This window comes from Telluria sp. AC161, assembly GCF_979258535.1.
The window spans coordinates 2,692,931-2,704,270 of sequence record NZ_OZ409861.1 but is presented as its reverse complement, the minus strand read 5'-3'; the positions used below and the strand labels follow the sequence as shown (position 1 = coordinate 2,704,270).

The 11,340-nt window shown below is 61.8% G+C and carries 13 protein-coding genes; 9 read left to right on the top strand and 4 right to left on the bottom strand.

Annotated elements, in window-relative coordinates; translation table 11 throughout:
• Positions 1-318: 318 nt before the first annotated feature.
• The 6 genes from ACZ0AJ_RS12100 to ACZ0AJ_RS12075 all read left to right on the top strand — a co-directional run bounded on the left by ACZ0AJ_RS12100 (position 319) and on the right by ACZ0AJ_RS12075 (position 4,309).
• Positions 319-819, top strand: a complete 501-nt coding sequence (locus tag ACZ0AJ_RS12100; protein WP_499454939.1) for a DUF3592 domain-containing protein — start codon at positions 319-321, stop codon at positions 817-819.
• Between the two features lie 81 nt (positions 820-900).
• The gene (locus ACZ0AJ_RS12095; protein ID WP_499454727.1) at positions 901-1,794 is read left to right on the top strand and encodes an alpha/beta fold hydrolase; all 894 of its coding nucleotides are present in this window, start codon (positions 901-903) and stop codon (positions 1,792-1,794) included.
• Between the two features lie 196 nt (positions 1,795-1,990).
• Positions 1,991-2,410: a hypothetical protein gene (locus tag ACZ0AJ_RS12090; RefSeq protein WP_499454937.1), complete on the top strand. Its 420-nt coding sequence runs from the start codon at positions 1,991-1,993 to the stop codon at positions 2,408-2,410.
• A gap of 127 nt (positions 2,411-2,537) precedes the next feature.
• Positions 2,538-2,984, top strand: a complete 447-nt coding sequence (locus ACZ0AJ_RS12085) for a hypothetical protein (protein WP_499454725.1) — start codon at positions 2,538-2,540, stop codon at positions 2,982-2,984.
• 125 nt (positions 2,985-3,109) lie between these two features.
• Entirely contained in the window at positions 3,110-3,631 is a 522-nt protein-coding gene (locus tag ACZ0AJ_RS12080) for a YrhB domain-containing protein (protein WP_499454724.1), read from the top strand.
• A 234-nt stretch (positions 3,632-3,865) separates the two neighbouring features.
• Positions 3,866-4,309, top strand: coding sequence for a GTP pyrophosphokinase (locus ACZ0AJ_RS12075; protein ID WP_499454722.1), 444 nt, complete (start codon positions 3,866-3,868; stop codon positions 4,307-4,309).
• 14 nt (positions 4,310-4,323) lie between these two features.
• Here ACZ0AJ_RS12075 and ACZ0AJ_RS12070 read toward each other — a convergent pair whose 3' ends face one another.
• Positions 4,324-4,848 (bottom strand): GNAT family N-acetyltransferase, encoded by a 525-nt coding sequence (locus ACZ0AJ_RS12070; protein ID WP_499454720.1) that lies wholly within the window; start codon positions 4,846-4,848, stop codon positions 4,324-4,326.
• A gap of 84 nt (positions 4,849-4,932) precedes the next feature.
• Positions 4,933-5,628 (bottom strand): hypothetical protein, encoded by a 696-nt coding sequence (locus ACZ0AJ_RS12065; protein WP_499454718.1) that lies wholly within the window; start codon positions 5,626-5,628, stop codon positions 4,933-4,935.
• Positions 5,629-5,794: 166 nt separating this feature from the next.
• On the opposite strand from ACZ0AJ_RS12065, the gene ACZ0AJ_RS12060 reads away from it, so the two are divergent.
• The 3 genes from ACZ0AJ_RS12060 (at position 5,795) to ACZ0AJ_RS12050 (ending at position 9,217) form a co-directional block, all read left to right on the top strand.
• Positions 5,795-6,346 carry a GNAT family N-acetyltransferase gene (locus tag ACZ0AJ_RS12060; protein WP_499454716.1) on the top strand — a complete coding sequence of 184 codons (552 nt, stop codon included), beginning with the start codon at positions 5,795-5,797 and terminating at the stop codon, positions 6,344-6,346.
• Between the two features lie 160 nt (positions 6,347-6,506).
• Entirely contained in the window at positions 6,507-8,087 is a 1,581-nt protein-coding gene (locus tag ACZ0AJ_RS12055; protein WP_499454934.1) for a RimK family ATP-grasp domain-containing protein, read from the top strand.
• Positions 8,088-8,236: 149 nt separating this feature from the next.
• Complete coding sequence (locus ACZ0AJ_RS12050; protein ID WP_499454932.1) at positions 8,237-9,217, top strand: magnesium and cobalt transport protein CorA; 981 nt, start codon at positions 8,237-8,239, stop codon at positions 9,215-9,217.
• A 15-nt stretch (positions 9,218-9,232) separates the two neighbouring features.
• On the opposite strand, the gene ACZ0AJ_RS12045 is transcribed toward ACZ0AJ_RS12050, so the two are convergent.
• The gene (locus ACZ0AJ_RS12045; protein ID WP_499454930.1) at positions 9,233-10,609 is read right to left on the bottom strand and encodes an ATP-binding protein; all 1,377 of its coding nucleotides are present in this window, start codon (positions 10,607-10,609) and stop codon (positions 9,233-9,235) included.
• Positions 10,599-11,261 (bottom strand): response regulator, encoded by a 663-nt coding sequence (locus ACZ0AJ_RS12040; protein ID WP_258834815.1) that lies wholly within the window; start codon positions 11,259-11,261, stop codon positions 10,599-10,601. The genes ACZ0AJ_RS12045 and ACZ0AJ_RS12040 overlap by 11 nt, the downstream gene beginning before the upstream one ends.
• Positions 11,262-11,340: the final 79 nt, after the last annotated feature.

The following is an 11,340-nucleotide window of genomic DNA, read 5'->3' as shown; positions in this document are numbered from 1 at the left end:
CGGGACCTCCATTCCATACTGCTCAGCGCTTGCCATGGTGTCAATTCGTGCTAATCGCGAATGACGTAATTACAACAATGGCGGGATGTCAGGTTCATGTAAGTGCGGTACGCAACGCGCGAGCGAGCGCATGCCGATGCCTGCTGCATAAGGTGATGGAGCGTGATTGCCAGCGCGCCGGATTCACGGCACGATGGCACCACGATCCAGCCCCTCCAAGCAATGAGCCAGCCAACATCAGCGCCCCGGGCCGAGCCCACATTTCCACCGGACCCCCAGCTTCATTCACTCCTCGGATGGGGATTTCTGCTCGCCGGCATGGCGATCAGCGTGTTCATGTGCGTGACCTTGTTCGACAAGTACGCGGCTTGGGACTGGCCAAAGGCGCGGGCGCAGATCACCAGCAGCACGCTCTACAAATCCACAGGCCGCTCGACCCAATGGTGCATACAGCTGCGCTATCGCTACACTGTGGGCGGCCGGGAATTTACCGGCAGGCGCCAGGCCACGTCGTGGTTGAGCGGTGTGCAGTGCGACCGCGCGCACGCCGTCATGCAGGCGCGTTTCGCCCACCAGCAGCCGGGTGATCCGATCACGGTCCGCTATCAGCCCGGCCAGCCCGGGCGCGCCGTCGTCTACGCGGATGGGATCAATCCCGCGGAGTGGTTGTTTGTGGCGCTGGCGATCATGCTGATTGCAGGCGGCATCGGGACGCTGCGCGTTGCGGCCCGGCTGCGCCGCGAGGCGCTGGCGCACGCAGCAGAACGCGCGGCAAGAATGCAGCGTGCCGCCGCACTGCAGGGGCACCGGCTTGTATAGTGGTGGCGCTACGAGACCCATCAAGCTTGCATAGCAACACGCCAGTAACGAGACGAATCACGAGACCAATCACGAGACACCATGACAGACCTGTTCCCCCATTTTCGCGCCCTGCAAGTCGAGATCGATCCGACCGTTACCATCAACGCCATCGTCGGTGGTTCCGGCCCGCCGCTTCTACTGCTGCACGGTCACCCGCAAACGCACGCCATCTGGCACCGCGTCGCGCCACGCCTGGCCGAGTACTTCACGGTCGTGGCCTGCGACCTGCGTGGCTACGGCGATTCGTCCAAACCGCAGGGTGCGCCGGACCACGCCAACTACAGCAAGCGTGCGATGGCGGCCGACATGGTGGCGGTGATGCAGTCACTGGGATTTGCCACCTTCCGCGTGCTGGCCCACGATCGCGGCGCGCGCGTTGCGCACCGGCTGGCGCTGGACCATCCGCAGGCCGTCGAGCGGATGGCGCTGCTGGACATCGCGCCGACACTCGCGATGTACGAGCAGACATCGGACACGTTTGCGCGCGCCTACTGGCACTGGTTCTTCCTGATCCAGCCGGCACCAATGCCCGAGCGTCTGATCGAGGCCGATCCGGCTGCGTACGTGCGGGACGTGATGGGCAAGCGCAGCGCTGGGCTGGCGCCGTTCGATCCGCGTGCGCTGGCCGAGTACCAGCGCTGCCTGGCGTTGCCGGGCGCCGCGCACGGCATCTGCGAAGATTACCGGGCTGCGGCGACGATCGACCTTGAGCACGACCGGCTTGACCGCGATGCCGGAAAGCACCTGGCGCTGCCGCTGATGGTGCTGTGGGGCGAGCAGGGCGTGGTCGGGCGTTGTTTTAATCCGCTTGCGGAGTGGCAGCGGGTGGCCGCCGATATGCAGGGTGGGGCGCTGCCGTGCGGGCACTACATTGCCGAAGAAGCGCCGGATATGCTGCTTGAACGGGTGTTGCCGTTTTTAGTGCAAGGCTGAATCGGAAACAATGTGAAATCATTGTTCTTTATAGCCACGCGGCACTCATGCGGATGAGCAATAAAGTTCGACAAAAAACACTAAAGTTTCACATAAGAGGCCAAGGCGGACATGCCCTGGCGAACTTCTGCTTTCGGCCAAAAGCGGTCCTAAATCCCCATGTAGCTTTTCGGACAATGAAACCATAGACGCACAGATGATCCAAGTCGATTTTTTCGGATGCAAAAGAGAGCAGATCGTTATTTGCAGCTTAGAAGAAGCATGTGATCGATTTGCCTGTACTGGCATTACAATGCCCGATGCTAGTGCGCTTATTTCGCTAGGTGAGGCACTCACGGGAACAGCTGAGTTTTCCGCTGAACCAGTACCGTTATCCCTTGAACCGTTCCGTGAACTCAGTGACTGTCTGCAGGTTACAGTTAGAGACGCTTCGGCTGAGGAATTGATGGATGCTGGCGCGCGTTGGGCACAGCTATTGCCATGGAAACCACTCGACACTAACCCAATTGATTTAGCAGGTTTTCTTCTCCATCTTCAGTCTTTAGCACATGGACCAGGGAGAGAGGGACACTCGATTTTCCTGTTGATGGAACCGGACAGTTTGCCAGCGTCCTGACGGTCGCCTATGTCTGCTTCGGGTCGAAACCGGCCTGACAGCGACCAGCCAATTTCGGCCAAAAGCGGACGATCCCAACCCAGTCGAGTGCTCGGTACATCCGGTACATTATATCGAGGAAAGCATCATGCAAACTTCCAAAGTATTCGCTGCTGAACTTGCCACGTGGAACAGCGGACGTGGCATAAGTTCATTAGATTGGATCATCAACACTGGTTCTTTTACACAGTTCACTGCATACGCTCGGCTCATCTTTCCAGAGTTTGTAGAGGTCCAAGACCGCCTCTATTTAGCGGATTTGTTCACGCAGGAGCGCCTCGACGAATTGAGGAAAGGATCCGATGACCGTAATGCTCAAGTGTTTATGAACGTCATCGATCTATCGACTATGTTCTGCGATGCTGACGAACAGTCGGGCGACGAAATTCGTGAGCTGGGCCGATTTCTTGAAAAGACATGGACAGCCAGCGCTGCTGCTTCCTTTCCTCACCGTCGAATTCATATCATTCTTGATGACAATCTTGAAGAGGAAGGTGTTGGGGAATTACTTATTTCACTGGTAGACGAGCATTAGTTGGGTAGCCGTGCAAGTGTCCGATTCGGGTCGGAACCAGCCGGTCGCGACAGGCAGGAATCGGCCAAGAGCAAACGGTGGCAATTGAGCCCAAAGTGAATGTCGCTGACCAGTGGAGAGGCATAATGAACCTTGATGATGCGAGAGAAATATTCGAACGTAAAGTGTTAGCATCGAGGCCTGATTGTTCCTTGATGGAAAGTGCATCGCGTGAGTACCCACGCTGCTTCATATTTTTCTACCAAAATAAAAAATTCATTGAGACTGGCAGGTTTGAAGACATTTTCGTAGGGAACGGCCCGGTTTTGATTAGCCGTGAAAGTGGTGAAATCTTCGAGACAGGTTCAGGTTTTTCGGTGGATCACTATTTAAAAGCATTCGACGCATGTGGCGATCCATATGGGGCGCCAACCGACAAGGTAAAGATTTTGGCCTGTAATCCAACAGTCGATAAGATACGCGCAATACGGTTGGTAAAAGAAAAATCTGGCCTAGGTCTATCGGAAGCAAAGGCAGCGATAGATAACGTTCTCTCAGGTAAAACTTCATTTTTTATAGCTCGGAATAAAAAATGTGCAGAAGAAGCAATTACAGCGCTTAAAGATTGCGGTTTTGAATCAGTACAAGTATGGAGTAGCCAGTGCTAGGAATGGCATACTCACTCCACAGCATGCTCGAATAAACCTGTGGCCGGTCTGAACCCAGGTGGGCCGTATGCACGTCTCAACTTCGCATGGGTATTAACCCGAAAGGTGGAATTTTTGAAGATGACATCGGCCAGCGGCATGGCGATGTTGGTAAATACTTGAAGTTGACGATCAAGATGGATACGTGCTGGCAGAACGTCGAGCAGCAGTAAGCATTGATTTAAGGAACAACCGATGAAGACAGATACATTACTCCAAGCTCTCCTTGAACGCGCAATGGCGATTGCAGAGAAACAGCACGCCGGTCAGGTAGACAAGGCAGGCCGTCCGTACATGGAGCACCCACTGCGTGTCATGCAGGCGATGTCCAACGACGCCGAGCGCATCGTCGCAATCCTACACGATGTGATCGAGGATACCGATCTCACCCTTGACCAGCTCGCGGCTGAAGGCTTTCCCGGCTACATTCTTGAGGCATTGGATTCTGTGACGCGGCGAGACGATGAAACATACGAGGCCTTTGTTGCGCGAGCAGCCAGGAACCCGATTGGCAGGCGCGTGAAACATGCGGACCTCCAGGACAATGCTGACCTGGCTCGCATCGCGGCGCCTACAGCTGCCGACATAGCGAGGACGGAGAAGTATCATCGCGCAATGGCCCAGCTGGGCGCTGCATGACTGTCTAGCGAAACTCAAGGTTGCAGCGCCAGCGTCCTGTGCAGCCGCAGCGCATCCATGCCGTCGTGGTAGTAAGCACGATGGCTTCCGAAAGCGACGTAGCCGCGCTTGTGAAACAGCGCGAGCGAGGCGGTGTTGTCGGACCGGACTTCGAGACGCACTTCCACGCAGCCGTGGGCCGCAGCCCAGCGCTCGGCCGCAGTCAGCAGGCGTGCGGCCACGCCGCAGCCCAAATGGGCCGGATGCGTGGCGATGGAATACACCCGCGCACCCCGCCAGTCATTCCGTAGCAACAGCAGGATATAGCCCCGCACGGCGGCGCCGTCCACGTCGACGAAGGTCACGCTGTTGGCCTGTCTGAGTAGGTAGCGAAAGCGGCGCCGGTCGAGCCGGTCGCCGGGAAAGCTGGCGTTTTCAATGGCCACCAAGGCCGCGATGTCGTGCGGTGTTGCCAGCCTGATGGCACTATCCGCGAAGGCTTGAGTGGTCACGTTTGCTGCGCGTCGCGTGGCCGGATCATTGGACGTTGCATGCCGCATGATCCATCTCCTTCGCGTTGCGGTATGGCGTATAAATAAACTGCAAATAGTGGCGCGCCGCGCGTAAACACGGTGTCAGCACCTTCAGCGCCAGAGCGCATGACCCGCGCCCATCTGCGCTTCCATCGAATGCGTCATCGTCGGCAGCGTGGCATAGACCTCGTCGTACAGCGCCTGCATTTCGGCGGCGGCGTCCGGGTCGCACGCCGCCGCATCCGACACGCAGCGCCCCAGGCCATAATCGAAGGTGGCCGGTGCGTGCAGGATGGTCGATGCCAGCGTGGCGTTCTGCACCCGACTCACGTGCGCGAGCACGGCGGCGCGCTCGTTGGCGTCCGGCCCGGCTTGTCCACTGACGGCGACGAACAGCACCCGCAGGCCAGGATTCAATACGCGCGCACCGTTCAACCGGGCCAGCAGGCGGTATTGCAGGTCGAGGTCGAGCGCGCCGCCTCGCACCGGGACCACCACCAGGCGGCTGGCTGCCAGCACGCAGCGGCAACCGTCGGTATCGCGCGCACCGGCGTCGATCAGGATGTCGTTGAACAGCGGGCGCAGCGCGGCCAGGCGCGTTTCGACGGCGCGACTGCCCACGTGGCGCGTGTCGATCCAGGGCCGCACGCCGCCGCTGCTGCGGTCATTGCACCAGTCGCTGTCCGCACCTGCGGCGGTGGTCATCAGGCATACGCGTCTGCCGCTGCGTGCGCGCAGAACCGCCAGGTTGCGCGCCACGACGGTGCGCTCCGGGGTGCCGTGCTGGTTGACGATGGCGATGATCATTGAAACCCTTCCGAAGTTGATGCGATGTTCGCCAGCATAGCGGGGCGCCCGTAAAAACAGGACAAAAGGGGCGGGCGCCTCCGTCAATGCCGTGTAAACGCGCCCTGTCGCGGCCTGCGGGGCAGGGCTAAGCTGCGCGCTTTTCCAATGCGAAGCGAGCCACGACATGACCCCGATCGACCCCACCAGCCTGGTGACACCGCGCCTCTGCCTGCGCGTGCCGACGGACGCCGACACCCACGGCTTGCTGGCGCTGTATGGCGACCGCGAAGTGATGCGCCACTGGAGCCACCCGGTGTGGACATGCCCCGAGCAAGCGCACGCGGCGATCGCCGAAGCGCAGACTGACCGCGCCAGGGGCGGCGGGCTACACATGGTCATCGTCAGCCGCAGCGACGGCGGCCTGGCAGGCAGTTGCGCGCTGTTCGACATCCATCCGCAGCATCGTCGCGCCACGCTCGGCTATCTGCTGGCGCGGCCGTACTGGGGGCAGGGCCTGGCCGGCGAAGCCGTGCGCGCGCTGATGGCGTACGGTTTCGATGCGCTCGGCCTGGTCCGCATCGAAGCTGAAGTCATCCCCGGCAACGACGCATCGACGGCGCTCCTGGCTCGTCTTGGATTTCGCTGCGAAGGGCTGCTGCGCGCGCGCTGGCGTGTCGATGAAAAAGCGATCGATGTTCAGTTGTGGGCCTTGCTGCGCCCCGACCGGCCTGCATGAAACCTGCGCGAGGTGATGAGCGCGTCATTTACGCGGGCTTGTCGCGTTGGGCCGCTTTCTTTACGCGGTTTTTACGGTCCAGTCGCTAGAGTCTGCACAGCGCCGGCCATCGAGCCAGGCGAGCGTTTCGATCCACCCCCGATCAACTCCGATACCGTCAATGACTACGCTTCGCATGATTTCCCCCGCCATCACGGCGACCCAGGCAGCGCCTGCCGAACCCGAACCCGAACCTGATGGGCCCACCTTCCTGATCATCGTCGACCGTGCCGGCGACTGGCGCGCCTCGCGCCCCGGTTGCACCGTCATCGAAGCCGATGACTTCCTGGCCAACCCTGTGCCGGACGCAGACATCCTGGTCATCAACCTGTGCCGCAGCTACAAATACCTGTCGGCCGGCTACTACTGCTCGCTGATGGCGCAGGCGCGCGGCCAGCAGGTGCTGCCGTCGGTGAAGACGATCAATGACTTGTCGCGCAAGGCGATCTATTCGCTTGATACGGGAGAACTCGATCGCGCCCTGAATGATGTGCTGGGCGCCGACGGCAGCGCCCCGATGCCGGTCGAGTTTTCAATGGACATCCGGTTCGGCCGCACCGACTACACGCCGCTGTCGGCGGTGGCGCGCAGCATTTTCGAGACCTTTCCGGCGCCGCTGATGCGGGTCGAATTTGCGCGCGGCGACGAGCGCGGCGAAGCGTGGCATATCGCGGCAATCCGCACCCAGGGACTCAAGGCACTGGGCGAGCATGGCCGCGCGGCTTGCGAGGCGGCCTTGGGTGCATTCACCGGCTTGCCGCAGCCGGCGCCTGGCGCGCGGCGCTACCGCTACCGCATCGCCGTGCTGCACGATCCCGATGAAGAGCTGGCGCCGAGTAACACCGGGGCGCTGGCCCGACTTGGCGCAGTAGGGCGCGAACTGGGCCTGACGGTTGAACTGATCGGGCGCCAGGACTTTGCGCGCCTGGCCGAGTTCGATGCGCTATTCATCCGCGAGACCACGGCTGTCAACCATCACACCTACCTGTTTGCCAAGAAGGCCGAGAGCGAAGGGCTGGTGGTCATCGACGACGCCGGATCGATCCTGCGTTGCACCAACAAAGTGTACCTGGCCGACCTGCTGCGCCTGCACGGGGTGCCCACACCGCGCACCTTCACGCTGCAGCACGCCGACGCCCAAGCGCTGGCCGCGATCGAGGCACAGATCGATTATCCGATGGTGGTGAAAATCCCCGATGGCGCGTTTTCGCGCGGCGTGATGAAGGTAAAGGATGCGGCTGAATTCGCCCGCGTGGCCGAAGAACTGCTGCAGCAATCGGCGCTGATCCTGGTGCAGGAATACATGTTCACCGAATTCGACTGGCGCATTGGCGTGCTCAATCGCCAGGTGATCTTCGCCAGCAAATACTGGATGTCCAAGGGCCACTGGCAGGTCGCCAAGCGCGATGCCAATGGCAAGGCTGAATTTGGCATGGCAAGCGCCGTGCCGCTGGACGAGGCACCGGCCGACTTGCTGGCCCACGCGCTGCACGCGGCGAACCTGATCGGCGACGGCCTGTATGGCGTGGACATGAAGATGACGTCGCGCGGGCCGGTGGTGATCGAAGTGAACGACAACCCGAATATCGACGCCGGCGCCGAAGACAGCGTGCTCGGGGACGAGTTGTACCGGATCGTGCTGCGCGAATTCGTGCGCCGGCTGGACCTGCTGCACCGTCCGGCGCAGGGAACGGAGTGCTGACAGTTTCACTCTATTTTTAACAAAATTTTTACGCGGCGCTGCGTAGAATCGCGGCCACGATCAATTTGCACGACGAGACTGCATGACTATCCGACGAGACATCGCCACAGGGCGCAACCCTGGCCTGCGCGCACTGCAGGAGCCGGTCCGTGAATGAAGTGGCCGCGCGCATCAACTGCACCGTGTATCGCAAGGGCGTCAAGCTGGAAGAGATCCGGATCGAGGACATCAGCGTCGCGCTGGAAGACGACGACACCTTTGTCTGGCTCGGCTTGTTCGAGCCAGACAAGGAACTGATGGGCATGGTGCAGGACGAATTCGACCTGCACGACCTGGCGGTGGAGGACGCGCGCAAGGCGCACCAGCGGCCCAAGATCGAAGAGTATGGCGAGAACCTGTTCGTCGTGCTGCATACGGTGTCGCTGGTCGAGCAGACGATCCATTTCGGCGAGACACACGTGTTTGTCGGGCCGCGCTTCGTGATGACGATCCGGCATGGCACGTCCAACGGGTATCGCGCGGTACGCGAACGCGCCGAGAGCGTGCCGGCCAAACTCGCGACGGGCCCCGGGTACGTGCTCTACACGATCATCGATTTCATCGTCGACCATTACCAGCCATGCATGGACATGCTGCAGGACCGCTTCCGCCAGGTGGAGAAGGCGTTGTTTCTGCCGAATCCATCGTCGGACAACCTGGAAGAGTTCTACAACCTGAAAAACGAGCTGCTGTCGGTGCATGGAGCGGCTGCGCCGTTGATCGATATCTGCAACGAATTGCTGCGTTTTCACGGCGACATCATCCCGGCCGGAAACCGCATCTATTACCGGGACATTCTCGACCATGTCGCGCGCGTGACGCAGACGGCAGACCGGATCGGCGAGATGATCAATGCCGCCATGCAGGTCTCGCTGGCGCAGGTGACGATCCGCCAGAATGACGTCGTCAAGCGCCTCGCCGGCTGGGGCGCGATCCTGGCGGTGCCGACGATGGTGTTCAGCCTGTATGGCATGAACTTCCAGCACATGCCGGAGCTGGCCTGGCGCTGGAGTTATCCGGCGGTACTATTCGGGATCGTCGCCGGTTGCGCGCTGCTGCACCGGCGCCTGAAGCGCGTTGGCTGGCTGTAGGCACCGCCCGGAAAATTACCCCACGGCGCCAGTGAACGTGATGGTCGCGCACACGCCGCGTCCATGCTCGCCATCTTCCAGCGAGATCGTGCCGCCGTTCCTTGCCGCGCCCCGTTCGGCAATCGCCAGCCCCAGCCCTGAACCCAGTTGCTCCTGCCCCGGCACCCGGTAGAACCGTTCGAACACCTTGTCGCGCAGATCCGGCGCAATCCCCGGCCCGCCGTCGCAGATCGCCAGCCGGTAGCCGGAAGGGGAGCGTGTCAGGCGCACGGTGATGCGGCCGTCGTGCGGCGAATACTTGATCGCGTTGCTGATTAAATTGTCGACCGCCGACGCCATGCTTTCCAGATGCAGCGGCAGCGCGCCGCCAGCGTCCGGCGCGGCGTCGAATTCGATCTCGATATTGCGTTGCACCGCCAGGTGCGCCGCGGTCGCCACGCGCTCGCGCACGAAGTCGGCCACACCCGTCAGCGGGCACGCCTGCGCCACCTGCGGTTCGGCCCGGGCCCGCTCGAGCGCCAGCAACTGATGCACCGTGTGCGTCGCGCGCGCAACACCACTGCGCAGGCCGGCCGCCGGCTCGGCGCAGCGCTCGGCCATCTCGGCGCCGGCGCGGCTCATCAAGACGTGGGCGTTGATCTGGATGGCCGCCAGCGGCGTCTTGAGTTCGTGCGCAGCGTCGGTCAGGAACTCGTGTTCGTGTTCGATGCGCTGAGAGAGGCGGTGCATCAGGCCGTTGATCGCTACCACCAGCGGCGAGAGTTCCTTGTACTTCGAGTCGGGCAGCGGCGTCAGGTCGGCATCCGTGCGCTGGGCGATGCTGGATGCGATCGAGCGCAGCGGGCGCAGGCCAATGCCGACGATCAGCCACGCCGGGATCAACAGCAGCGGCAGGCTGAAAAAGGTCGACGACAGTAAAAAGCTCACGCCCCATATAGTCAGCATCCACTCGTCGTCGACTTCGTGGCGGCGCTCGACGACGATGCGGTTGGCCGCGTCATGCGCCGTCCAGCGCACCCACGCGTAGGCGCCGCGCGCGGCCACCTCGGGCAGCACGTCCGGCAGCTGCGGCATCGAGTTGTAGAGCAGGCGGCCATCGAGCCAGACCCGCACGCGCACGCGCGAGTGGTAATCGAGCTCCCTGAACATGCGCTCGCGGTTCACCTCGATCGCGGCAAGCGCCGGCAGCATGCGCTCGGGCCGGGCGCCGGTGTCCACCAGATGCGACAGGATGTTGAGCGTATGCGCCTTGTTTTCACTGAAGGTGCGCGTGCGCTGCGTGACCTTGGCTTCGTAGAACATCCACAGCACGCCGATGATCGCGACACTGACGATCACGCCGGCAAAGCTGAACATCAGGCGCCGGAACAGCGAGGACTGTCTAAACGTCACGCTGCACCATGTAGCCGACGCCGCGCACGGTGCGGATCACGCCTTCGCCCACTTTCTTGCGCAGGTTGAAGATGTGCACGTCGAGCGTCTGGCTCTGGCCTTCGCCGGAGGGCAGGGCGCGCCGTTCGAGTTCGACGCGCGTGAGGACGCGGTTGGCCTGCTTCATGAGCGTGAGCAGCAGCGCGAATTCGGTTTTCGAGAGCGTGACGCTCTGGCCGGCGCGCGTGACCAGCATGCGGTTTTCGTCCAGCTCGATATCGCCCGCCACCCACAGGTTTTCTTCGAGCGCGCCGTGGCTGCGGCGCACGATCGCGCGCAGGCGCACCAGCAGTTCGGGAATCTCGAAGGGCTTGATCAGGTAGTCGTCGGCGCCCAGGTCGAATCCCTTGAGGCGGTCCTGCAGGCTGTCGCGCGCGCTGATGATCAGGACCGGCAGGCGCACGCCCTCATCGCGCAGCGCGCGCAGCACGTCGGTGCCGTCGCCATCGGGCAGGCCCAGGTCGAGCACCACGGCGTCGAACGATTCGCTGCGCATGCGCGCTGCCGCGCCCTGGGCCAGGCGCAGCCAGACCGCCGTGTGGCCTTCGTCCTGGAACACCGACAAGAGGGCCTGGCCGATCGCCAGATCGTCTTCGATCATCAGAATTTTCATGCCGGAAGTGTATCAGTGCGCCGCGCTTCGGGCGCCGCAGCGAATCTTCAGATTCGCTTCAGCCGCACATTGACCGCGC